The organism is Nocardia sp. NPDC056064, assembly GCF_042266925.1.
Taxonomy (GTDB): Bacteria; Actinomycetota; Actinomycetes; order Mycobacteriales; family Mycobacteriaceae; genus Nocardia.
Window position 1 is genome coordinate 3,287,576 of the sequence record NZ_JBHJWO010000001.1, and the last position, 22,351, is coordinate 3,309,926.

The 22,351-nt window shown below is 70.0% G+C and carries 22 protein-coding genes; 6 read left to right on the forward strand and 16 right to left on the reverse strand.

Translation table 11 applies throughout. From position 1 onward, the window contains the following. Nucleotides 1-70 precede the first annotated feature (70 nt). On the reverse strand, nt 71-1,360 hold the full coding sequence (gene aceA / locus ACFC06_RS15065; protein WP_030201288.1) for an isocitrate lyase: 1,290 nt from the start codon (nt 1,358-1,360) through the stop codon (nt 71-73). A 472-nt stretch (nt 1,361-1,832) separates the two neighbouring features. Between aceA and ACFC06_RS15070 the strand changes: the two genes are divergently transcribed. Further along, complete coding sequence (locus ACFC06_RS15070; protein ID WP_375930582.1) at nt 1,833-2,972, forward strand: lipase family protein; 1,140 nt, start codon at nt 1,833-1,835, stop codon at nt 2,970-2,972. Nucleotides 2,973-2,994: 22 nt separating this feature from the next. Continuing rightward, on the forward strand, nt 2,995-3,285 hold the full coding sequence (locus tag ACFC06_RS15075) for a hypothetical protein (protein ID WP_375930585.1): 291 nt from the start codon (nt 2,995-2,997) through the stop codon (nt 3,283-3,285). Here ACFC06_RS15075 and puuE read toward each other — a convergent pair whose 3' ends face one another. The 5 genes from puuE to ACFC06_RS15100 are packed head-to-tail and all read right to left on the reverse strand — an operon-like array spanning nt 3,286 to nt 10,593. Continuing rightward, nucleotides 3,286-4,194, reverse strand: coding sequence for an allantoinase PuuE (puuE, locus tag ACFC06_RS15080; RefSeq protein ID WP_375930588.1), 909 nt, complete (start codon nt 4,192-4,194; stop codon nt 3,286-3,288). After that, nucleotides 4,191-5,168, reverse strand: coding sequence for an allantoicase (alc, locus tag ACFC06_RS15085; RefSeq protein ID WP_375930591.1), 978 nt, complete (start codon nt 5,166-5,168; stop codon nt 4,191-4,193). The genes puuE and alc overlap by 4 nt, the downstream gene beginning before the upstream one ends. A 49-nt stretch (nt 5,169-5,217) precedes the next feature. Further along, nucleotides 5,218-6,450: a DUF6986 family protein gene (locus ACFC06_RS15090; RefSeq protein ID WP_375930594.1), complete on the reverse strand. Its 1,233-nt coding sequence runs from the start codon at nt 6,448-6,450 to the stop codon at nt 5,218-5,220. Then, on the reverse strand, nt 6,447-9,629 hold the full coding sequence (locus ACFC06_RS15095) for a molybdopterin-dependent oxidoreductase (RefSeq protein ID WP_375930597.1): 3,183 nt from the start codon (nt 9,627-9,629) through the stop codon (nt 6,447-6,449). The genes ACFC06_RS15090 and ACFC06_RS15095 overlap by 4 nt, the downstream gene beginning before the upstream one ends. Before the next feature lie 16 nt (nt 9,630-9,645). Then, nucleotides 9,646-10,593 carry an NADP-dependent oxidoreductase gene (locus ACFC06_RS15100; RefSeq protein ID WP_375930600.1) on the reverse strand — a complete coding sequence of 316 codons (948 nt, stop codon included), beginning with the start codon at nt 10,591-10,593 and terminating at the stop codon, nt 9,646-9,648. A gap of 101 nt (nt 10,594-10,694) precedes the next feature. Between ACFC06_RS15100 and ACFC06_RS15105 the strand changes: the two genes are divergently transcribed. Further along, a complete protein-coding gene (locus ACFC06_RS15105; RefSeq protein ID WP_375930603.1) occupies nt 10,695-11,093 on the forward strand; it encodes a winged helix-turn-helix transcriptional regulator in 399 nt (132 codons plus the stop codon). Between the two features lie 2 nt (nt 11,094-11,095). On the opposite strand, the gene ACFC06_RS15110 is transcribed toward ACFC06_RS15105, so the two are convergent. The 5 genes from ACFC06_RS15110 to uraD all read right to left on the reverse strand — a co-directional run bounded on the left by ACFC06_RS15110 (nt 11,096) and on the right by uraD (nt 15,146). Further along, on the reverse strand, nt 11,096-11,941 hold the full coding sequence (locus ACFC06_RS15110) for an FAD binding domain-containing protein (protein WP_375930606.1): 846 nt from the start codon (nt 11,939-11,941) through the stop codon (nt 11,096-11,098). Between the two features lie 147 nt (nt 11,942-12,088). Then, complete coding sequence (locus ACFC06_RS15115; RefSeq protein WP_375930609.1) at nt 12,089-13,456, reverse strand: 8-oxoguanine deaminase; 1,368 nt, start codon at nt 13,454-13,456, stop codon at nt 12,089-12,091. Next, on the reverse strand, nt 13,444-14,337 hold the full coding sequence (gene pucL / locus ACFC06_RS15120; RefSeq protein ID WP_375930612.1) for a factor-independent urate hydroxylase: 894 nt from the start codon (nt 14,335-14,337) through the stop codon (nt 13,444-13,446). Before pucL ends, ACFC06_RS15115 begins: the two co-directional genes overlap by 13 nt. Before the next feature lie 3 nt (nt 14,338-14,340). Next, on the reverse strand, nt 14,341-14,658 hold the full coding sequence (gene uraH, locus ACFC06_RS15125) for a hydroxyisourate hydrolase (RefSeq protein WP_375930615.1): 318 nt from the start codon (nt 14,656-14,658) through the stop codon (nt 14,341-14,343). Then, nucleotides 14,655-15,146: a 2-oxo-4-hydroxy-4-carboxy-5-ureidoimidazoline decarboxylase gene (gene uraD / locus ACFC06_RS15130; RefSeq protein WP_375930618.1), complete on the reverse strand. Its 492-nt coding sequence runs from the start codon at nt 15,144-15,146 to the stop codon at nt 14,655-14,657. Before uraD ends, uraH begins: the two co-directional genes overlap by 4 nt. Nucleotides 15,147-15,272: 126 nt before the next feature. Between uraD and ACFC06_RS15135 the strand changes: the two genes are divergently transcribed. The 3 genes from ACFC06_RS15135 (at nt 15,273) to ACFC06_RS15145 (ending at nt 18,092) form a co-directional block, all read left to right on the forward strand. After that, on the forward strand, nt 15,273-15,860 hold the full coding sequence (locus ACFC06_RS15135; protein ID WP_375930621.1) for an NTP transferase domain-containing protein: 588 nt from the start codon (nt 15,273-15,275) through the stop codon (nt 15,858-15,860). 14 nt (nt 15,861-15,874) lie between these two features. After that, nucleotides 15,875-16,891, forward strand: a complete 1,017-nt coding sequence (locus ACFC06_RS15140; protein ID WP_375930624.1) for an XdhC family protein — start codon at nt 15,875-15,877, stop codon at nt 16,889-16,891. 181 nt (nt 16,892-17,072) lie between these two features. Next, on the forward strand, nt 17,073-18,092 hold the full coding sequence (locus ACFC06_RS15145; RefSeq protein ID WP_375930627.1) for an alpha/beta hydrolase: 1,020 nt from the start codon (nt 17,073-17,075) through the stop codon (nt 18,090-18,092). A gap of 61 nt (nt 18,093-18,153) precedes the next feature. Here the strand turns inward: ACFC06_RS15145 and ACFC06_RS15150 are convergent, their stop codons facing one another. The 5 genes from ACFC06_RS15150 to ACFC06_RS15170 form a co-directional block, all read right to left on the reverse strand. Further along, entirely contained in the window at nt 18,154-18,756 is a 603-nt protein-coding gene (locus ACFC06_RS15150) for a TetR/AcrR family transcriptional regulator (protein ID WP_375930629.1), read from the reverse strand. Between the two features lie 158 nt (nt 18,757-18,914). Continuing rightward, nucleotides 18,915-19,271 carry a DUF3349 domain-containing protein gene (locus ACFC06_RS15155; RefSeq protein ID WP_375930632.1) on the reverse strand — a complete coding sequence of 119 codons (357 nt, stop codon included), beginning with the start codon at nt 19,269-19,271 and terminating at the stop codon, nt 18,915-18,917. Between the two features lie 14 nt (nt 19,272-19,285). Next, nucleotides 19,286-19,567, reverse strand: coding sequence for a hypothetical protein (locus ACFC06_RS15160; protein ID WP_375930635.1), 282 nt, complete (start codon nt 19,565-19,567; stop codon nt 19,286-19,288). Nucleotides 19,568-19,579: 12 nt separating this feature from the next. Further along, entirely contained in the window at nt 19,580-20,764 is a 1,185-nt protein-coding gene (locus tag ACFC06_RS15165; protein ID WP_375930638.1) for an anion permease, read from the reverse strand. Nucleotides 20,765-20,818: 54 nt separating this feature from the next. Then, on the reverse strand, nt 20,819-22,336 hold the full coding sequence (locus ACFC06_RS15170) for an ATP-dependent DNA ligase (protein WP_375930641.1): 1,518 nt from the start codon (nt 22,334-22,336) through the stop codon (nt 20,819-20,821). Nucleotides 22,337-22,351: the final 15 nt, after the last annotated feature.

The window sequence follows — 22,351 nt, forward strand, 5'->3', positions numbered from 1 at the left end:
GGCGTGGGAGGGCGTACACCCCTACCGGAGTAGAGGAAAGGTGTTGCCGGTCAAAGCAACCCCGAGGGGATCAGTGGAACTGACCCTCTTCGGTCGAGCCCTTCAGGGCGGCCGTCGAGGTGTTGGGGTCGACGGTGGTGGCGATGGTGTCGAAGTAGCCGGCACCGACCTCACGCTGGTGCTTGATGGCGGTGAAGCCACGCTCGGCGGCGGCCTTGAACTCGCGCTCCTGCAGGTCGACGAAGGCGGTCATGCCCTCGCGGGCGTAGCCGTGCGCCAGGTCGAACATGCCGTAGTTGAGCGAGTGGAAGCCGGCCAGGGTGATGAACTGGAACTTGAAGCCCATCGCGCCGAGCTCACGCTGGAACTTCGCGATGGTCGCGTCGTCCAGGTGCGCCTTCCAGTTGAACGAAGGCGAGCAGTTGTAGGCCAGCAGCTGGTCCGGGAACTCGCTGCGGACGGCCTCGGCGAACTTGCGCGCGACCTCGAGGTCCGGCACACCGGTCTCCATCCAGATGAGGTCGGAGTACGGGGCGTAGGCCTTGGCACGCGCGATGCAGGGCTCGATGCCGTTCTTCACACCGAAGAAGCCCTCGGCGGTACGGGTGCCGTCCAGGAACTCACGGTCGCGCTCGTCCACATCGGTGGTGAGCAGGGTGGCGGCCTCGGCGTCGGTGCGGGCGATGATCACCGACGGCACGCCGGCGACGTCGGCGGCCAGGCGCGCGGAGGTCAGGGTGCGGATGTGCTGCTGGGTGGGGATCAGCACCTTGCCACCGAGGTGGCCGCACTTCTTCTCCGAGGCCAGCTGGTCCTCCCAGTGGACACCGGCGGCACCAGCGGCGATCATCGCCTTCTGCAGCTCGTAGGCGTTCAGCGCGCCACCGAAGCCGGCCTCGGCGTCGGCCACGATCGGGGCCAGCCAGTTGGCGACCGAGGTGTCACCCTCGACCTTGGAGATCTCGTCGGCGCGCAGCAGCGCGTTGTTGATGCGACGGACCACCGACGGGACCGAGTTCGCCGGGTACAGCGACTGGTCGGGGTAGGTGTGGCCGGACAGGTTCGCGTCACCGGCGACCTGCCAGCCCGACAGGTAGATGGCCTTCAGGCCGGCGCGGACCTGCTGCACGGCCTGGTTGCCGGTGAGGGCACCGAGGGAGTTGATGTAGTCCTCGTTGTTGACGAGGTCCCAGAGGATCTCGGCACCACGACGGGCGAGGGTGTGCTCCTCGACGACGTTGCCCTGCAGGGCGACGACCTGCTCGGCGGTGTAGTTGCGGGTGATGCCCTTCCAACGGGGGTTGGTGTCCCAGTCGTTCTGGATCTCCGCAGCGGTCTTCGGGGTGCCGACAGTCGACATCTCTGACTCCACTTCCTCGGTGTGGTCGGTGCTCCGGCGCGGCCTCCCCGCGTGAATCAACCGGCGGCTGAACGCTTTCGGTTGCACGGTTCGTACTGCTGGAGCAATTTGCAGGCTTGCTAGGGCTACCTAGGGCCTGAGGGGTGTACTTCCACACGATGGCACACCGAGAAATAGCCGTCTACCTGTTGCTTATGTGAATCTCAGCTAGGTTTGCCGTCGCGTTTGCTAACTTTGCGAAATTTGCAGGCGGATTGCAAGCATCGGGGCTACCGACGGGTAGTGCTGACCTGGAGTTTTAGCATAACGCTCGTACTGTTAGCGATCTTCCGCCGGGCGGGCCCCGACACACCCAAGCCTTGCACTCTGTGAGTTGATTCACACACCACGCCGGGGCTCAGCGCTGTGCGTGTCGTCACGCGATCGTGGCTTCGGGCAAGATCGTGCTGCCGGTACGAGGAAAAGAGGGTTCATGCGCAAGTCGGGAATCGTGGCGTTGGCGGCTCTGGCGGCGTTGAGCGTGCTGCCACCGGCGACGGCGGGCGCGCAGCCCGGCGACGCGGCGGGCGGTGTCGTCGGTACCGAGGCACTCACCGCGGCGGCCACCCTGCCCGGCTCGGCCGGCGCCGAGCGCCTGCTCTACCGCTCCACCACCGCGGGCGACGCCCCGGTCACCACGAGCGCGGCCGTGTACTTCCCGCCCGGTCCCGCGCCCGAGGGCGGCTGGCCGGTCATCGCGTGGGCGCACGGCACCGTCGGCCTCGGTGACGACTGCGCCTACAGCGTGGCGGGCCCCGGCGCGGTCGAGCGCGACTGGGCCTATCTGGGCACCTGGCTGGCCCAGGGCTACGCGATCGTGGCGGCCGACTACGCGGGCCTGGGCGGTCCCGGCGAGCACCCGTATCTCAACGGCGTGGTCGAGGCCCACAATGTGGTCGACGCCGTGCGCGCGGCCACCTCGCACTACCCCAGCCTCTCGAACCGGTGGGCCGTGGTCGGCCAGTCCCAGGGCGGCGGCGCCGCGGTGTTCACCGCCCGCTACGCCACCGAGTTCGGCGGCCCCGGCCTCGACTACCGCGGCGCCGTCGGCACCGGCGTGCCCGCCTACATCGAGGACATCATCGGGCTCGTCGGCCCCGGCATCCCCCCGATCTCGCTCAGCTCCCATCTGAGCGCCTATGTGCTCTACATCCTCAACGGCCTGCGCACCACCTACCCCGACCTCGGCATCGACGCCCTGCTCACCGAGCAGGGCCGCACCTGGGTCGACCGAGCGCAGACGGCCTGCATCGGCCCCCTCGGTGACGAACTCGCCGCCGCAAAGCCCGCGATCGGCGACCTGTTCGCCCGTCCGCTGTCGAGCATCCCCGACATCCACGGCGTGCTCGCCCGCTACATGGGCCTGCCCGAATCCGGTTTCGACCGCCCCCTGTTCCTCGGCCAGGGCCTGCGCGACACCGATGTGGTCACCCCGGAGACCCTGCGCTACGCCGCGGTGCTGCAGGCGGGCGGCCAGCCGGTCACCGTGCGCACCTACCCCACCGACCACAACGGGACCGTCAACGCCTCACTGCCGGACTCCCTCCCGTTCGTCCGCGACCTGTTCAGCTGAGCGCGTGCGTACAGTCGAAACGGTGAGAATCGTTCGCTCCGTTGCCCTTGCCTCGTTCGCGCTGCTGCTGACGCCCGTCTTCGCCCAGGCCGATCCGCCGCCGCCGATCTTCTCCCAGGAGGAGGAGTGCGCGGCCACCCGCAGCCTCGTCGACAATGTGCGCGCCACCAATCCCGAAGCGACGCCGGAGGAGATCGCCGACGCGTTCGTGAACTACATGGACTCGATGGGCGCCTACAGCCGTGTCCCGCAGGCCAAGGAGAACGACCGCCAGATCACCCTGAGCAATATCGAACGCTGCGGCCTGGCCTAGTCACCGCGCCCCGGCCGGGTGTGTCGCGAGCCAGTGTTCGGCGATGTCGATCCGGCGGGTGATCCACACCTGGTCGTGGGCCTGCACATGGTCGAGGAAGCGTTCCAGCGCGGCGGTGCGCGCCGGGCGGCCCGCCAGGCGGCAGTGCAGGCCGACGGAGAGCATCTTCGGATATCCTTCCGCGCCTTCGCGATACAGCACGTCGAAGGCGTCGCGCAGATGCGTGAAGAACTGTTCGCCGCTGGGGAATCCGGCCGGGGACGCGTAGCGCATGTCATTGGTGTCGAGGGTGTACGGGACGATCAGGTGCGCCTGCCCGGCGACCTCGGTCCAGTACGGGAGGTCGTCGGCGTAGGAGTCGGCGTCGTAGACGAAACCACCGTGTTCGACGACCAATGCGCGGGTGTTCGGTGAATCGCGGCCGGTGTACCAGCCGCGCGGCGCGGCACCGGTGAGTTCGGTGAGCACGCGTACCGCCGCCGCCATCTCGGCGCGCTCGGTCTCGCGGTCGACGAGCTGATAGGACTTCCACCGCAGTCCGTGACAGGCGATCTCGTGCCCGAGTTCCCGAAAAGCCGCCACCGCTTCGGGATTGCGCTGCATGGCCTGGGCCACGGCGAAGACCGTGAGTGGCAGGCCGCGCCGCTCGAATACCCTTAGTACCCGCCACAATCCGGCCCGCGACCCGTATTCGTAGAGCGATTCCATGCTCATGTGCCGATTCGGGAACGCCTCGGCGGGCGTGATCTCGGACAGGAACGTCTCCGAGAACGGCGACCCGTCGAGCACATTGTTCTCCCCGCCCTCTTCGTAATTCAGCACGAACTGCACCGCGATGCGCGCGTCGCCGGGCCAGTGCGGGTCGGGCGGTGTCGGGCCGTAGCCGACGAAGTCCCGCACCACGCTCACCCGCCGAGCTCCCCGAACAGCCGAAGCCGGGCCAGGCCGCCGTCGGGGTAGATGTCCAGGCGCACCTCCTCGACCGAGGCCGCCGCGGGTGCCAGGGGGAAACGGTGCCGGGTGTCGGGTAGCAGCGCGGTGCGCGCCAGCAGCTCGACTTCGGTTCCGTCGGTGGTGAATCCGGTGAGCGAGGCCGCGGCGGGGCTGTTGCCGAGGAAGCACGAGGTGTCGATCTCGGCCAGCCGGACCGCACCCGGACCCGCCAATCGGATGCGCACCCAGTCGTTTCCGTCGTCCCGGCGACGCGCGGTCTCCCAGCCCTCGCCCATCACCCGGGCGAGGCCGGGGTAGAGCAGCTGGTTGGGTGAGCTGTAGAAGCGGTTCGAGCAGTCCAGCACCAGGGCGCCGTTCTCCAGCGCGGCCAGATCGAACGGGCCGAGCCCGAGCAGTTCGGGGTCCGGCCTGCCCTCGCCGTGTACCCGCAGGCGCGCGACGCCACCGTCGGGGTGCAGGGTGAGTTTCACGTGGGTCCAGCGGTTCTCGTCCCGGACGGGGAAGGTGTTGCGGCTGTCCCCGCCGACTCTCACCCGGTCCAGCAGCGGGGCCCAGTCCGTCCGGGCGGCGATCTCGGCGGCGGGCGGATACCCCTCGACCACGAGCCCCGAGACCGAGACCTCGGGCGGATAGTTGCCCGTGAACCACGCGGTGTCCACCACGACACCCCGGATCACCCCGGGAATCCCGAGCCGGACGACGGCCGAGTCGTCGCCGGGCCTGCCCCGGTGCCGCTGGGTCTCCCACCCGTCGTAGACCTGCCCCCGGTGCCCGAAGGTCGACGGCCGGTACTCGGCCGGGCCGGGGTTGATCAGGTTCTCCTTCTCCGCGAAGAACTCGTCGTTCGCCCAGATCACCGAGCCGCCCAGCGCGCGGACGGCCAGATCGGGAAGCAGCGTGAAGTCCGCGCCGCCGTGGTGTTCACTCACCGTGCCTCCTCTGTTCGGATACGCCTGCTTCAGAGCCCGCATCGGCGGGTCATGACTCGGTCCCCGGCAGCGGACGTCGCGCGGCCAGCGCCTCGAGTGCCGAGACCGTGAGTTCCGGTGCCCGCGCGAGTATTTCGTCCTCGGTGCGCGCACCGCAGCGCAGACCCCGCAGCACCGTCACCGCCAGCGCCTCGGCGGTGGCCGGTTCGTCGACCACACCTCCGGAGCGACGCTCCAGATACGCCCGCAAGCGGGGCACAGCCACGTCGGTGGCGGTGCGGAAGAAGTCGTAGGTGGCCAGCCAGCGGGTGACGAGATGGCCGGGGTGCATGTCCCAGCCCTGGTAGTAGCCGCGGCGCAGGGAGCGTGTCACCAGGCGGTGGTGATTGCGCAGGGCGGCCTCGGGGTCGTCGTCGGGGACGATCTGGGTCGAGCCGTCGCAGATCCACACGCCGGTCTGCGCGGCCGCGACCTGCATGACGGTCTTGGCGTGATCGGCGGCCGGATGGTCGAGGGCCTGGTCGGTGGCCGCGATACCGCAGGCGGCGGTGTAGTCGTAGGTGCCGAAATGCAGGGCGCTGCACCGCTTGTCGCTGAGCTGGATCATGCGCGCGATCGGGGTGGTCCCGTCCGGGGCGATGATCGCCTGCGGACTTTCGATCTGGAGCTCGAAGCGCAGTACGTGGTCAGGCAGGCCGTAGCCGCGTTCGAGCCCGGAGCACAGGTCTACCAGGGCCGAAACCTGCTCGGCCGCCCTGATCTTCGGCACGGTGAAGACGAATCCCGGCAGCACCCCGCCCGCGCCGTCGAGCACCAGTTCCAGGGTGCGCAGGGCCCGGCTCCGCTCTCCGACCGCCAGTCCCTTGATCCGTACACCGAACGACGAAGGTGCACTGTCCTTTCCGGCCCAGTCCGCCAGTGCCGCACCGGCCGCGGCGGCGGCCGTGTCCTCCTCGTCGTCGTCGCGGAACCCGTAGCCGTCCTCGAAGTCGATGCGCAGGTCCTGGATCGGCCGCTCGGTCAGCCTGCGCCGGACGGCGGGCAGTGCACCGGTGGTGTCGAGGTCGGCGAGGACATCGGTGTGCCGGTCGAGCAGGTCCAGCGCGGCGGCGCCCCACTCCTGCGGGGTGCCGGTGGCGGACTTGTCGGCGCCGACGTAGGCGGTGTGGATCGGCTGCACCCGCTCACCAGCGCCCGGATACCGGGCCCGCAGCTCGGCGTCGACGCTGTCGAGCACGGCCTCGACGCGGGCGCGGATGTGTTCGGGAAGATGGGCGCTCACCCGGCGGCTCCTTCCTGGATGCCGCGCCACACGCGATCGGCGGTCATCGGCAGCCGGTCCGGTCGCACGCCGACGGCGTCACGGATCGCATTGGCCAGGGCGGGCGCGACCGGGTTGTAGGGGGACTCACTCATCGATTTGGCGCCCAGCGGGCCGAACTCGTCACTGGTTTCGGCGAAATACACCTCTGAGCGGGGCAGATCCGCGAACTGCGGGATGTGGTAGTGGCGCAGGGTCCTGGTGGTGACGACACCCCGCTCGGTGCGCAGCTCCTCGTACAGCGCGGTACCGAGCGCCTGCGCGATCCCGCCCTCCACCTGCCCGCGCAACTGCACGGGGTTCACCACCGTGCCCGCGTCGGCCACCTGGATCGACTGGAGTATCCGCACCAGTCCCGTGCCGGGCTGCACCGCGACGCGGAAGGCGTGCACATTGAAACTCACCGAGCGCGGTGTTCCGGCGTGGGTGCCGTGCGCGACCAGGTCGCCGTCGGCGAGCAGCTCGGCGAGCGTGACGAACTCCGTGCCGCAGCGCACGCCGTCGGCGGCCAGGACGCAGTCCCGTTCGGGATGACCGGTGATCTTCGCGGCCCTGGCCAGCAGCATCGCGTGCAGTTCCAGTGCCGCCGCGTAGACCGCCTTGCCCGCCACCACGGTGCCGGTGGAGCCGAAGGCGCCGGTGTCGTGGGCGACGAGGTCGGTGTCGGCGCGGCGGACCACGACGCGTTCGGCATCGGTGGCCAGTGCGGTCGCGGCGAGCTGGGCGTGCACGGTGGTGGTGCCGTTACCGAATTCGGCGGTGCCGACGCTGATTTCGTAGTGTCCGCCGTCCAGGACGCGGGCGGTCGCGTCGGCGTGATGGCCGCGCGGCGGCACGGTCGCGATCATCGCCACCGCCATCCCCTCACCCACGTGCCACTGCGGACCGGGCACCGGCACACCGTTGCCGCGACGCAGGGCACGCTGGGCGGTGTCGAGACACTGGTCGAGGCCATAGCTGCCGAAAGCCAGGTCGCCTTCGTCGATTTCGGCGCCGGTGAACTGGTCGCCGGGCACCACCACATTGCGCCGCCGGAACTCGAACGGGTCCATGCCCAGTTCGCGGGCGAGCTCGTCGATCGCCGATTCGACACCGAAGATCACCTGGCCGAGACCGTAGCCACGAAAGGCGCCGGAGGGAATGTTGTTGGTGTACACCGCCTGTGCGTCGACCCGCTTGTTCGGGCAGCGGTACACCGCCACGGACTCACCGACGGAATGGAACAGCACGCCCGCGCTGTGATTGCCGTAGGCGCCCGCGTCGGCGAGCACGTCGACCCCGAGCGCGGTGAGCACGCCGTTCGCGTCGGCGGCGGCGGTGACCGCCACCCGCATCGGGTGCCGGCAGATCGCCGCGGTGAACTCCTCGCTGCGGGTGAACTCGTACTGCACCGCGTGTCCGGTCCGCAGCACCGCGAGCGCGATCAGGTCCTCCACCAGCATCTCCTGCTTGGCGCCGAACCCGCCGCCCACCCGCGCGGCGAACACCCGCACCCGGTCCTTGCCGAGCCCGAACACATGACACAGCTCGTCGCGCACCAGAAACGGCACCTGGGTGCTCGACCGCACCACCAGCCGTCCCGCGTCGTCGAGCCACCCGATGCCGCAGTGCGTCTCCAGGTGCACATGCTGCACCCGTGGCGAATGCCAGACTCCGCGCACTACTTTCGCGGCTCCCGCCACACCGGCCTCGAAATCACCGACCCCGCCGTGGATCTCGGCCACCAGATTCCGCTGCGGATCGGCGATACGCGCCGACTCCGGTTTGTCCCCATGCACTTTCGGCGCGTCCACCGCCAGCGCGTCCTCGGGAGTGAACACCGCGGGCAGCTCCTCGTACTCCACCCGCAGTGCCCGCACCCCCGCTCGCGCCGCGTCCAGGGTCTCCCCCACCACCGCCGCCACCCGCTGCCCCACGAACCGCATCACCCGATCGATCACCAGGGTGTCGTCCGGATCGTCCTCCCGGAACTCGTGCCGAGCCGTGGAAAACGCCACCTCCGGCCCATCCCCACCCGTCAACACCGCCCGCACCCCAGGCACCGCCAGCGCCTGCGTCACATCGATCCCGACAACCCGCGCATGCGCGTACGGACTCCCCAACACCGCCAGATGCCACACCCCCACACCGGGCCCCCGCTCGTCATCGCCCACCCCCACATCCAGCGTGAATTCCTCCCCACCGCGCACAATCCGTCCACCCCCCGGCGCCCGCACCCCGTCCCCAACCTGCCCCGCGACGAACCGTTCCGTCCGTACCGCGGCCGCCGCCCCCAACACCTCGGCCACCCCCACCTCCGGCCCGGTCCCCACCGACACCCCCGTCCATTCCCCTTCCGGCCTCCCCGAATACGACTCCACCCCGGGCCCATCAGCCGTCGACCTGCCAGCCACGCGCCGCGCTCGCGGCCGAGGCTCCGATCCCGCACCCGAGTCAACCGTCGACCCCATCACCGCTCCGGACTCCGATTCAGCTGCGGCATCGGTCTCCGCCGCAGCCGCATCAGCAGTTTCTCCCGCTGTGGCCCCGGCGGCCCGACCACCATCCTCTTCACGCTGACCGACGACGGCGGTTCGGCCTTCGCCGCGTATTCGTCCCGCGCCCGCATGCCCCAAATCCCCCGCATCAGCGGCGGGCACCGTCTCCCCAGTTGTGCACAGCGATGCACAGGCTGGGGACAGTGCGTCCGCGATGGCCCGATAACCCGTGCAGCGGCACAGGTTCCCCTTCATCAATTCCGCATGCTCACCATCGGTGACCGCGTGTCCGGGGTCTTCGGTGTACCCGGGAAGGTCGGTCTCGCGAGTGGCGGCGAGGCCGGAGGCGGTGACGACCATACCGGCTGTACAGAAACCACATTGGAACCCCGCCCGAGCAACCATGCTGCGCTGCACCGGGTTCGGATCATCCTCTGCACTCAATCCAGCCGCCGTCGTGACAACGCGGTCAGCCACACGATGAGCGGGGATGAGACAGGAGTGGACCGGCTCACCGTCCAGCAACACCGAACATGCCCCACAATCCCCCGCGTCACAGCCCTTCTTGACCGCGAGGTGCCCGTGCTCCCGCAACAGCGTGCGCAGGCATTGCCCCGGCCGTGCGGTCATCTCGGCCGCCTGGCCGTCGATCGTCACTCTCATCCGCCACCTCCCGGGCTCATGCGCCACCTCCCGAACCGGTGGTCAGAACGATCCGCCCACGCAGCCCGCCCCCGGCCAGACGCGTGTGGGCATCGGCCGCCCGATCCAGCGGCAGGGTGTCGGCGACCCGCAGGGCGAGCCCGTACCCGGCCAGCGTGGCGAGGGCGGCGCCGTCGGCGTTGATCCACGTGTGGTGAACACGGATGCCGCGCAAGGGAACCGGATCGGCCCCGCCGACCACGGTGACGAACGCACCGCGATTGCGCACAGCCGCCAGCGCGGCGGCACCCGACCCCACCGTGTCCAGCACCGCGTCGACCCCACCCGGCACCAGTGCCCGCACCGCCTCACCCAGATCCGGCGTCTCCCGCCCGACCACCCATTCGGCGCCGAGCCCCCGCACCAGCTCCGCGTCGCCTGGCCCGGCCTGCGCGATCACCCGCACCCCACGCCACCGCGCGGCGATCTCCACCGCGAACCCACCGACCGCCCCCGCCGCCCCGGTGACCAGCAGAGTGTCCCCGGCCGAGAGCTCGAGCAGGTCCAGCGACTGCCATGCCGTGAGCCCGTTCAACGGCAGCGTCGCGGCCTCGACAGCGGAACATCCGGCGGGCGCGGGAGCCACCGCCGACGCGTCCAGCACCAGATACTCGGCGTAACTCCCCAGCGACCGATCCAGCAGATCACGCAACCCGATCACCGCCTGCCCCAGCGCGAACCCCGCCACCGCGGGTCCGAGCGCGTCGATCTCCCCGGCCACATCCCAGCCGATCCCGGTCACCGCCCGGGGCGCCATCAACCCGGCCGCCACCAGCGCGCCGGACCTGGTCGCCGCGTCGACCGGATTCACCGTCGCCGCCGACACCCGGATCCGCACCTGCCCCGGCCCCGGCTCGGGCCGCGCGACCTCGACCAGTTCGAGTGCCTCCGGTCCGCCGAACCGCTGGACGACCACTGCGCGCATGCTGCCTTCTCCTCTTCCGTAGGTACTCACGAACCTAGGGAGAGCTACTCTCTGTCGGGAAGTACGCACCGTGAAGTGCGTACCGCACGCGAGGGAGAGCGATGAGCACACAGACCGCCGCCCAGCGACGCGCGGAGGCGAGCGCGGCCCACAACGCCTATGTGGCCGCCTGCCCGGCCCGGCAACTGCTCGACCGGATCGGCGACAAATGGGTGAGCCTGACGGTGAACGCCCTGGCCGAGGGCCCGCTGCGCTACAGCGAACTGAACCAGCGCCTGGCCGGGGTGAGCCAGAAGATGCTCACCCAGCCCCTGCGCAATCTCGAGCGCGACGGCCTGCTCACCCGCACCGTGCTGCCCGAGGTCCCGGTCCGCGTCGACTACCGGCTGACCCCGCTCGGCGAGGAACTGCTCCCGGTGATGCGCACCATCAAGCGCTGGGCCGAAGACCACATGGACCAGGTGCTGCACGCCCGCGCCGCCTACGACGCGCGGTCCTGACCTCACGACGGCCTCCTGAGCTCGGCGGCCACCTCACCGGCCAGCAGCCCGGTGACATGCCTGCGCCAGTCCGGCGCCCCGTGCGGATCGTCGAACCAGAGCTCCGGCTCGATCTCCATCAGCGCCGCCTCGACATCGAATTCCGTGGGCACAGAGGCGAATTCGATGACCACCGGCAGGACGGTCGCCGCCGTCACGGTGATCGCGCAGCGTCCGCCCGGTTCCCGCCTGCCCATCACCACCGAGCCCGAACGTCCCAGCGGGGCCAGCGCGATCTTGCGAAAGCTGGTGCGCGCCAACAGGCTCGCCATCGGCACCACGAACGAACGCACCACCGCACCGGCCGCGAGAATGTTCTCGCCCGGCCCGGTGACGAAGTCGCGCAGCATGATCCGTCGCTCGCCGCCACCGCGCGGCCAGATCACCGCGCTCGCGTCCAGTGCCACCAGCGCGCCGAGCACCGCGCCGGCGGGTAGCGAAAGACACACGTTCCCGCCGACCGTGGCGGTGCGCCAGATCTTGTGCGAGGCCAGCAGCGCCCGGCACGACTGCGCGAACAGCGCGGTCCCCGGCCATTCCGGCCGCAGCGTCGGCATGCCGAGTTCCCGGCCGGGCCCGGCACCGGCGAACTGCGCCAGCGTGCAGGTGGCGGCGATCTCGAGCCCGTCGGAGCGGGCCAGCAGCGGCGGCCAGTCCAGGGTGGTGATGTCGACGAGCCGGTGCAGGTGGTCGTGCGGTTCGGAGAACAGGTAGGTGCCACCGGCCAGCACGGCGGTGTGCGCGCCGACCTGGGCCAGGTCGGTGCGGTCGCGGGCGAGAACCACCTCCCGGACGGTATCCAGATCCACGTTCCACCTCGCTTACCTCGCCGGCCACGTTAGGGGCCGGGAGTTGCCACGATGTTGCGCGACGACCGCGCCACGGTTAACCGATGAACCTCGTCTCCAGTGTGCGCCCCGTTCGCCGAAACGGCAGTTCAGCGCGCCCGGGCAAGATCAACTCGACAACAGCGCGCGCTGCGCCACCGCCACCTCGGCACCCACGGACCCCTCGTCCACCGTGACGACCACCCCGTCACGCACCACCTCACGCCCGTTCACCAGCAGTGCCGCGAGCGGGGGCGCCGAGCCGAGGATCAACGCGACCACCGGGTCCTCGATCCCCGCGTGGGCGGGTGTGTCGAGCCGCCACAGCGCCAGATCGGCCAGCTTGCCCGGCTCGATCGAGCCGATCTCGGCGGCCCGGCCCAGCACCCGCGCCCCGCCGAGGGTGGCCAGTTCCAGCGCCGTCCGCACCGTCATGGCGCGCGGCCCGCCGACGGCCCGCGCGTAGAGCAGCGCGTTGCGCGGTTCCTCGATCATCGAACTGGACTCGTTGCTGGCCGCCCCGTCGACACCGAGCCCCACCGGCACCCCCGCCGCCACCAGCGCGGCGGTGCGCGCGATGCCCGCGCCGAGGCGGCCATTGGAGGTCGGGCAGTGCGCGACGCCGGTGCCGGTGCGGGCCATGGCCGCGATGGCCGGATCGTCGAGGTGCACGCCGTGCGCGAACCAGACATCGTCGCCGAGCCAGCCCAGCCGGGCCATGTACTCCGCGGGGGTGCAGCCGAAGTTCTCGCGGCAGAAGTCCTGCTCGTCGAGGGTTTCGGCGAGGTGGGTGTGCAGCCGCGCGCCGCACGCCCTGGCCAGCGCCGCCGATTCGCGCAGCAGGTCGGCGGTCACCGAGAACGGCGAGCAGGGCGCCAGCGCGATGCGCACCATCGCGTCCGGCGACGGGTCGTGCCACCGCTCGACGGCGGCCGCGGAGGCGGCGAGGATGTCGTCGATCGACTCGACCACCTCGTCCGGCGGCAACCCGCCCTGACTGCGCCCCAGATCCATCGAGCCGCGCGCCGGATGGAACCGCAACCCCACCGCCGCGGCCGCGCCGATCTCGGCCCCGAGCAGATCGCCGCCCCCGCGCGGGAACACGTAGTGGTGGTCGGAGGTGGTGGTGCAGCCGGAGCGCGCCAGCGACATCAGCGCCCCGGTGGCCGCGATCCGCACCGACTTCTCGTCGATGCGCGCCCACACCGGATACAGCGTGGTCAGCCATTCGAACAGGGTGTTGTCGGCGGCCACGCCCCGGGTGATCCACTGGTACAGGTGATGGTGGGTGTTGACCAGCCCCGGCGTCAGCAGACAGCCCCGCCCGTCGATCCGCCGTGTCCCCGGCCCGAAGGCGGGCGCCCGGCCCGCACCCACCGCCTCGATGACATTGCCGCGCACCGAGACCCAGCCGTCGCGGTACTCCGTACCCGCCGCGTCGACGGTCACCACCGCGCACCCGTCGAGCACCAGATCCGGCCCGCTCACGGCTGCCACGCGCTTCCCGCGTCGGGAGCGTCCGCCCGCGCCAGCGTGGCGTGGATGGACCCGTAGGGCCGGTCGGCGGCCCAGAACACCTCGTCGGCGTTGAGCATGCCGAACCGGGCCAGGTCGTAGCCGAAGTGGTGATTGTTCGGCGCGGTCAGCCGGATCTCGGCCAGTACCGGAAAGCGTTCCAGCACAGCGTGTCCCATGGCGTAGAGGGTCTGCTGCACGGCCTTGGAGTAGGTGGTGGCGAACAGTTCCAGCAGCGTCGCCCGGATGCCGTCGTAGGTCGCGTCCCAGTCGACGCCGCCGGTCTCGGCGAAGCGCCACGCCACCGTCAGCGAGGTGGCGAGCACGCGGTCGCGGGTGGGCGCCAGCGTGGTGTACTCGTCGACCAGGAAATCGGCGAACTCCGACCCGGTCGACTTGAGCAGCACCAGATCCTTCACCCCGCCGAGCACCCACGCGCCCTCCCCGGTGACGGTCACCGCCGCCGTCCGCACCTCCGGCCCCTGCCGCACCCAGGTGTGGTCGTGCTCGGCGCCGTCGACCGAAACCCGCTGCCACCCAAAGGACTCCACATCGATGCGCGCGCTCGTCACCGGACCGATCGTCTCGACGAAATGCCGCCCGAGCGCGAGCGCGTAGTCCTCGATCGCGTCCAGACCTGGTTTCTTCGCGAAGACGAACGCGGTGTTCTTCTGTGAATCGGTGGGCAGCACATGCCGCTGATCACCGTCGGTATAGGCCGCCGCGAAATCCCCACGCAGCGTGGTGGAGACGTTCACATCGCGGATCTCGTGGCGCGCGTTCTCCTTGTGGAAACGCACGATCCGGTTCTCGGATTTGCCGTATCGGTTGTCGGTCAACACGATCGGACCGGTCAGTGCCATCGCTCAACTCCCTCGATAGGTGGAATAGGCGTACGGCGACAACAGCAGTGGCACATGCAGATGCGGTTGCCCACCCACCGTGAACGCGATACACACCTCCGGATAGAAGGTTTCGGTGCCGTGCGCCGCGAAATAGGCGCCGGTGTCGAAGAACAGGCGATAGTCGCCCGGATTCAGGCCGGCCGCCAGTTCCCGCACGCGCCCGTCGTCGTCGGTGAGCGCCTCGGTGATCCGTTGGTCCCCGCGCTGCAACCACACCGCGACCCCCGCCGCCGGAACACCGCGCACGGCATCGAGGACATGCGTGCTCAGCCCGGTCATGACTGCCCCACCAGCCGCGCCAGGCGCGAACGGTTGATCTTCGCCAATTCGGTACGCATAACCTGCCTTTCGGTCGCTGGATCGTGGTCGAGGCGCGCGGTGAGAATCGCCAGCAGTTCGGTGCCGGTACGCCCCGCCGCGCACACCAGGTAGCGGTGACCGAACTTCGCCTCGTAGGCGCGATTGCCCTCGGCCAGCGCCGTGCGCACCGCGTCCTCGACGCCTGCCTGCTCGCGGGCCAAGGCGGGCGAGTCCGTCCGCTCACCGATGCGTGGGTGCGCGGCCAGCGCCGCGTCGACGGCGGCTTCGTCCAGCCCGGCCAGCGCGGCGTCGGCGGTGGCCAGCAGCGCGGCCACGGTGGGATAGGGGCGGGTCTCGCGCAGCACCCGCGCCCAGGTCGGGGCGGCGCAACAGGCAAGCAATGCCTGCTCGGCGTCCACCGTGGACAGGTCGTTGAAACCGGCGAGGCCGATCGCTTCGCTCGTCATCGGTCCAGCATCGCCCCATCGCGCGCCGCCCGCCACCGCAGCGGGAGCCCGCACGTCGGCGTGTCGTCGCCACCCCGCCGCGCCACCGTAATCACCGGGCAACATTGCGCCGCTACCTTGGCCGCCATGCCCCCGATCGCGCCGCTGACCTGCACGGGCATCGTCCTCGCGGCCGGTGCCGGGCGCCGCTACGGCAAACCCAAGGTGCTCGCCGAGAACGGCGCCTGGTTGCGCAACGCGGTCGGCGCGCTGCGCGAGGGTGGCTGCGATCCGGTGGTGGTGCTGCTCGGCGCCACCGGCCCCGATCCGGCGACGGTCGATCTCCCTCCCGGTGTCGAATGGCGGTGGGTCGCGGACTGGGCGAGCGGGCTCGGCGCGACGGTCCGCGCGGGTCTGCGCGCGGCCGCCGACGCGGGTACGGAGTTCGTGGCTTTCCTGCCCGTCGACATTCCCGATATCGATGCCGAAGTCGTCGCCCGGGTGCTCGCCGCGGCCCGCGCGAACGAGAGCGGCCTGGCCCGTGCTGTGTTCCACAACACACCTGGCCATCCCACTGTGATAAAGAACAAGCACTGGGAGGCCATTTCCGCTGTGGCCGTTGGCGATCGCGGGGGCGGTTCCTATTTGGGCACCCGACAGGATATGGTGTGCGTCACGTGCGACGACTTGGCGACAGGGACCGATCGCGATTTCCCGGAAGTCGGCGCACAGTGATCGGAGTTTGAGATATGCGCGATATCGTCGATGACCTTCTGCGAGTGTGGCATTCGGGCCGTACCGGTGGCATGGCCACGGTGGTCCGAACCATCGGCACCAACGCGCTGCCGATCGGTTCGGCGATGCTCGTCACCCCCAACGGCGGCGTCTTCGGATCCATCGCGACCGGGCGGCTCGAGGAGACGGTGTACGAGGCGGCGCTGGAAGCGGCCCGCACCGGCATCCGGCAACTACGCCGCTACAGCATGATCACCGGGATGGAGTCGACCTCCGACGACGGCACCCTGGTCGACATCTTCATCGAGCCGTTCTCCTGCCGCGATTTCCCGGAGTTCCCCACCATCGCCGCCGACATCCAGGCCCATCGCCGGGTCACCGTGTTCACCGTGGTGTGGAATCAGGACCCCGATGTCATCGGTCAGCATCTGGTCACCGACCGCAAGCACGCCACCGAGCTGGTCGCGCTGCCCGAGTCGGATCTGTTCGTCGCCTCCTACTGCCCGCCGCCGCGGCTGCTGATCTTCGGCGCCAACGCCTACGCGGCCACCCTCGCCGCCCAGGCGCGGATGATCGGCTACCGGGTCAGCATCTGCGATTCGCGACCCGAGTTCGCCGACCCGGCGTCGTTCCCCGGCGCCGAGGTGGTCGTGGACTGGCCGCACCGCTACCTCAACACCCTCGCCGCCGCCGGGGAGATCGACGCGAGCACCGGCATCGTGGTGCTGGCCAACGAGCCGCGCTTCGAGATCCCGCTGCTCACGGTGGCCCTGCGGCTGCCCGAGCTGGGCTACCTGGCCGCGCTGGGCTCGCCGGCCGATCAGGCCCGCCGCCTCGACGACCTGCGCGCGGGCGGCTTCGACGAGTCGACCCTGGCCCGGCTGCACGTGCCCGCGGGCCTGGAATCGGGCGCCCGGACACCCGCCGAGACGGCTGTCTTCGTCACCGCCGATTTCCTGGCCTCTCGCGCCGGGCTGCGCCTGGCCGCCCAGCGTGACTACGGCTCCTCCGCCGTCGGCCTCGCGATCTGAGCCGTCGACGGTGGCCGGGATCACCGTCGAATGTGAACCGGTAACGATTCGGTCCTGCCATAGGACATAGAGTGTCGAGAAGGACTGACAGCCCCGTGGCGGCGAGCGCATCGCCGTGCCCAGGGGGGAACCACTGCGACGACGGCGCCCGCGTGGCCCGTGGACTGGAACCGACTGTTCGATGAAGCTCTCCGCACTACGAAACGTGGCCGCCCTGCGCACCACCGCCGTGGCCCTGACCGCCGCGCTGTCGGTGGCCGTGATCGCCGGTGGTGGCGCCGCCTCCGCCGCGCCCGAGAAGCCCTCCGCCGTGACCTCGGTGGTCAAGGAGGGCCGCACCTGGCATCTGAAGGTGTACTCGGCGGCGATGAAGAAGGACATCACTGTCGACGTGCAGCGTCCGGCCGACGAGTCGACCCCGGCGCCGAACTTCTACATGTTCAGCGGCCTGGACGCCGGTGAGGGTTCGGCCAGCTGGCAGGCCCAGACCGACGCGCTCGGCTTCCTGGCCGACAAGCACGTCAACGTGGTGCTCCCGATCGGTGGTCGCGGCAGCTACTACACCGACTGGAAGCAGGAAGACCCGCGCCTGGGCCTGAACAAGTGGAAGACCTTCTTCACCGAGGAGCTTCCCCCGCTGCTGGACTCCACCCTGAACTCGACCGGCCTCAACGCGCTGGCCGGGCTGTCCACCTCCGGCACCTCGGTGCTGCAGCTGGCCGAGGCCAAGCCCGGGCTGTTCAAGTCCGTGGCCGCCTACTCCGGCTGCGCGCAGATCGCCGACCCGATGGGCAAGCAGGCCGTGAAGTTCTCGGTCGAGACCTGGGCGGGCGGCAAGGTCGCCAACATGTACGGCGCCGACGACGACCCGGCCTGGGTGGAGAACGACCCGGTCATCAACGCCGAGAAGCTGCGCGGCACCCTGCTCTACGTCTCCAGCGGCAGCGGCATGCCCACCAACGCCGATGTGGAGTACTACCTCCAGGGCGCTCCCGGCCCGATGGGCGTGATCAACCTGGGCCTCGGTGTGGGTATCGAGGCGGCCACCAACGCCTGCACCCACAACCTGAAGAACAAGCTGGACTCGCTCGATATCCCCGCGACCTACCAGTTCACCCCCATGGGCACCCACTACTGGCCCTACTGGGAGCAGGCTCTGCACGAGTCCTGGCCGCTGCTGGCCCAGGGCATGGGTATCTGATTCCCGCCTGACAGCGAAAAGGGAGGCATCCGATTCGGATGCCTCCCTTTTTCGTGGCCGTTCAGCTCGCGGGCAGGGCCGCCGTGCGGACGGTCAATCCGGAGCGGATGAAGTAGGCGATCTCGTCGCAGATCTCGTCGACGGAAATGGCGTCGCCGGGGACGCTGGCGTGCACCATCTCCTGAGCGAGGGAATTCACCGCGCCGATCACGGCGAGCCCGAACAGGTGCAGGCTGCGGGATTCGGCCTCCCCGCGTTCGGCGGCGCGTTCGGCTTCCCTGGTGAGCAGGCCGGAAATGGCGCGACGCTGGCCGCGACGCCATTCCTCCACCGCGGGACTCACGCCGACGACTTCCACGTAGAAGACGCGGGCGGCGCGACGATCGCGGCAGGTCACGGCCAGGAACGCGCGGAAACTCTCCACCACGCGCACCACCAGCGGTTCCTCGCTGGTGCGCTCGAGCGCCTCGTCGAGGCGGCGCAGCGCGGCGGTGTTGAGCCGGTCGACCAGTGCGATCAGCAGGGCTTCGCGGCTGCCGATGTCTTCGTAGAAACTGCGCGTCGACACATTCGCGGTCGCGCACAGGCGCTCGATCGAGGTGGCCGAATATCCCTGGGTGCCGAATAGTTCCAGTGCCGCGTCGGTCAACCTGCTGCGGCGCAACGCGACTCGTTGCCGGCGCGACAATCCACCGTAACTACGACCACTATCGGTTTCATTCACACGCCGAACCACGCATGAATGCTAGCGCGCGCCCGTCGGGTGGCCGGGCGATTCGCGAAGAGCGGTAGGCCGTGAATTCCTCTGGCCGCGTGGAATTGTCACTCCGGGTCGGCGGTGGGTTCGCTGTCGTCGAGTGGTTCGGCCAGTGGCCAGCCGCCCGCGGCCAGGTGCGAGGCCACGCGCGAGACATCGTCGGGCGCGGGCTGCTGCTTGGCGAAATCGGTGATGGCCGCCTCGATCTCGGCTTCGCTGATCGATTCCCGATTCGGATTGGCCTCGACCAGTTTCTCGCCGATCACCACCACCTCGTAATCGGTGAGATGCCGGTGCAGCACCGCGAACAGCGCCACATAGTCCGACTGCGGAATGCCCTGCGGATATCCGGCGCGCAGCCAGCCCAGCACCCGGGAGAGCAGATTGCCGCGAACAGCGGGGGTCTCTGGCGTCTCGGTCATCGGATCTCCCTCACTCACGCTTCACCGAACAGGTGGATGCCGAACTGGTGGGCGATGAAGGCCTTCGCCGTGAACAGGATCCCGGCGATCACCACCACCACGATGACGACCAGGCAGAGCAGGGCCCCGGCCAGCGCGGGATAGTTGCGCCGCACCCGGCCCTCGGCGTCGACGGTCTCGGCCTGGGCCCACCAGCGCACGGCGAAGGCGAAGACCGTCGGGACACCGGCCCCGAACACCACCGCGGCCAGCACTACTTCCCAGAGGGAACCCAGATTGGTGATCACAGTCTGCACAATCGTTTCCTTCTACCCGGCGTGGTTCTGTTCGATCGGCGACTGCGGCGACGGAGTGGGCGAACCCTCCGGCCACTCGTTCACATTGTGGGTGCCGACCGGGTCGCGGCGCGACCGCAGATAGATCCCCAGCGAACCGGCGATCAGCACACCGAACACCACCAGCACGCCCGGCAGCCCGCCGATGACCGTCGCCAGCGCCCAGCAGATCGCGCCGACGATGCCCGCCATCGGCAGCGTCAGCAGCCAGGCCACCGCCATCCGGCCCATCACCCGCCAGCGCACCTCGGCGCCCTTGCCGATGCCGGTGCCCAGGATCGCGCCGGTCGCGGTCTGGGTGGTCGACAGCGGCAGACCGAAGTGCGCGGAGGTGAGGATGATCGCCGCCGAGGTCGACTCCGCGGCCAGGCCCTGCGGCGAGTCGATCTCCACCAGGCCCTTGCCCAGGGTCCGGATGATCCGCCAGCCGCCCAGGTAGGTGCCCAGCGCGATGGCGATGGCGCAGGAGGCCATCACCCACAGCGGCAGGTGGTCGTCCTTGTCGAGCGAGCCGTAGGCGACCAGCGCCAGGAAGATGACACCCATCGTCTTCTGCGCGTCGTTGGTGCCGTGCGCCAGCGAGACCAGCGACGCCGAACCGACCTGGCCCCAGCGGAACCCCTCGGCCGCCTTGTCCTGGTCGACCCCGCGGGTGATCCGGTAGACCAGGAAGGTGCCGATCGCGCCGACCAGCGCCGCGATCACCGGCGCGAGCACGGCGGGCAGCACGATCTTGATCAGCACCCCTTCGGAGCCCGAGGCCCAGATGACGCCGTTCCAGCCGAGCGCGGCGATGGTCGAGCCGATCAGGCCGCCGAACAGCGCGTGCGAGGAACTCGACGGCAGGCCGAGCAGCCAGGTCAGCAGATTCCACAGGATGCCGCCGACCAGACCGGCGAACACGATGACCAGCAGGTCCTGCCCGCTCACTTCGTTCAATTGGACGATGCCCTTGGCCACAGTCGCCGCCACCGAGACCGACAGGAACGCGCCGATCAGATTCAGCAGGCCCGACAGCGCGACCGCCACGCGGGGCTTGAGCGCGCCGGTGGCGATGGAGGTCGCCATGGCGTTGGCCGTGTCATGGAATCCATTGGTGAAGTCGAATGCGAGAGCTGTGACGATGACGATCAACAGGACCAATAGTTCGGCGCTCACCCGAACAGTGTGTCGTATGCTGCCGCCGGATTGCCAAACCGTTGCGGGAAAGTCTCATGAGCTGGGGCGTAAGGCCCGCACGGTCGCAATCGTGTCGGCCTGGTGCGGTTCCTTGTCGGGCCGGTACCGCAACACCCTGGCGAAACGCAGCGCGACCCCGCCGGGATAACGCGTGCTGGTCTGTACGCCGTCGAGCGCGATCTCCACCACCAGCGACGGACGCAGATAGACCGCCTGGGCGTCGCGGTGGGTTTCGTGGTTCGGGAACTCGGCGGTCTGCCAGCGCAGCAATTCGTCGGTGAGCCCTTTGAAGGTCTTGCCGACCATCACCGGTTCGCCGGTCTCCGGGTCCAGCGCGGCCAGGTGCAGATTCGACAGGAAGCCGGTGCGCCTGCCGTATCCCCATTCCGCGCCGATCACCAGCAGGTCGAGGGTGTGCGCCGGTTTGATCTTCTGCCACGCCTTGCCGCGGCGGCCCGCGGCGTAGGGGGCGTCGAGGGATTTGACCATCATGCCCTCGTTGCCGACGGCCAGCGCGTTGTCGTAGTACTCGGCGGCCGCCTCGGCACCGGGCGCGGTGAGCGCCGGGATGACGTGCGGTCCCGCGACCGCTTCCAGTGCCGCGCGGCGCACCCGCAGCGGTTCGTCGAGCAGGTCGCGGCCGTCCAGGTGCAGGCAGTCGAAGAAATACGGGTGCAGCAGCAGCTCGCCCGGGTCGCTGACGGTGGCGAAGCGGCTCATCGTCTCCTGGAACGGGCGTGGGCGGCCCGCGTCGGTGAGCGCGAGGGTCTCGCCGTCGAGCACCACACTGGTGCAGTCCAGCCCCGCGACCAGCCCCGCCAGCTCGGGCACGCTCGCGGTGATGTCGCGCAGGGTGCGGGTGAACACCCACACCCGATCGCCGTCGCGGTGCACCTGGATGCGCGCACCGTCGAGCTTGTGTTCCACGCTGACCTGCGGTCCCAGCTCGGCCAGCGCCTCGTCGAGCGAGCCGCCGGGCGAGGCCAGCATCGGCGAGATCGGCCTGCCCACCTCGAGCCGGAACGCGGCCAGCGCCTCGGCGCCCCCGGTGACGGCGGCGACGGCCGTCTCGGGCAGCCGCCCCGACAGCATGTGCGCCCGGCGCACCACCTCGACCGGGATGCCGGTCGCCACGGCCAGCGCCTCGACCACGATGGCGGTGAGCGCGCCCTGGCGCAGTTCCCCGGTGAGCAGCCGCAGCAGGAAGGACTGTTCCTCGGCGGTGGCGGCGGTGAACAGCTCGGTGAGCAGCTCGCGCCTGCGCAGGGTGGACCCCGGACCGCTGAGCCCGGTGAGCTGATCGAAGATCTCGTCGACGGCGGCGACGGTGAGCCCCGCCTCGGCGGCGGGTGGGGTGTCCAGGCCGGTCACCGTGCGCCAGCCCGCGCCGATCCGGCCCTGCACGAGCTCGCCGGACAGCCACGCCACCACGGTGCCGAGCTCCTCGGTGCTCGCGGCACCGAACAGCGCGGCCAGCGCGGCGATCTTCGCCTTGCGCGACCGGGTTTCCCGTACGGCCGCCGACGCGGCGACCACCTCGCTGAACAGCACCCGTCGACGGTAACC

Bases quoted from the DNA above. Each gene is read 5' to 3' on its own strand.
- ACFC06_RS15145 (WP_375930627.1), top strand. From the start codon at position 17,073: ATGAAGCTCTCCGCACTACGAAACGTGGCCGCCCTGCGCACCACCGCC.
- uraH (WP_375930615.1), bottom strand. From the start codon at position 14,658: ATGACCGGGCTGAGCACGCATGTCCTCGATGCCGTGCGCGGTGTTCCG.
- ACFC06_RS15155 (WP_375930632.1), bottom strand. From the start codon at position 19,271: ATGACCGAGACGCCAGAGACCCCCGCTGTTCGCGGCAATCTGCTCTCC.
- aceA (WP_030201288.1), bottom strand. From the start codon at position 1,360: ATGTCGACTGTCGGCACCCCGAAGACCGCTGCGGAGATCCAGAACGAC.
- uraD (WP_375930618.1), bottom strand. From the start codon at position 15,146: ATGACGAGCGAAGCGATCGGCCTCGCCGGTTTCAACGACCTGTCCACG.
- ACFC06_RS15140 (WP_375930624.1), top strand. From the start codon at position 15,875: ATGCGCGATATCGTCGATGACCTTCTGCGAGTGTGGCATTCGGGCCGT.
- ACFC06_RS15070 (WP_375930582.1), top strand. From the start codon at position 1,833: ATGCGCAAGTCGGGAATCGTGGCGTTGGCGGCTCTGGCGGCGTTGAGC.
- pucL (WP_375930612.1), bottom strand. From the start codon at position 14,337: ATGGCACTGACCGGTCCGATCGTGTTGACCGACAACCGATACGGCAAA.
- ACFC06_RS15100 (WP_375930600.1), bottom strand. From the start codon at position 10,593: ATGCGCGCAGTGGTCGTCCAGCGGTTCGGCGGACCGGAGGCACTCGAA.
- ACFC06_RS15135 (WP_375930621.1), top strand. From the start codon at position 15,273: ATGCCCCCGATCGCGCCGCTGACCTGCACGGGCATCGTCCTCGCGGCC.
- ACFC06_RS15095 (WP_375930597.1), bottom strand. From the start codon at position 9,629: ATGAGAGTGACGATCGACGGCCAGGCGGCCGAGATGACCGCACGGCCG.
- ACFC06_RS15105 (WP_375930603.1), top strand. From the start codon at position 10,695: ATGAGCACACAGACCGCCGCCCAGCGACGCGCGGAGGCGAGCGCGGCC.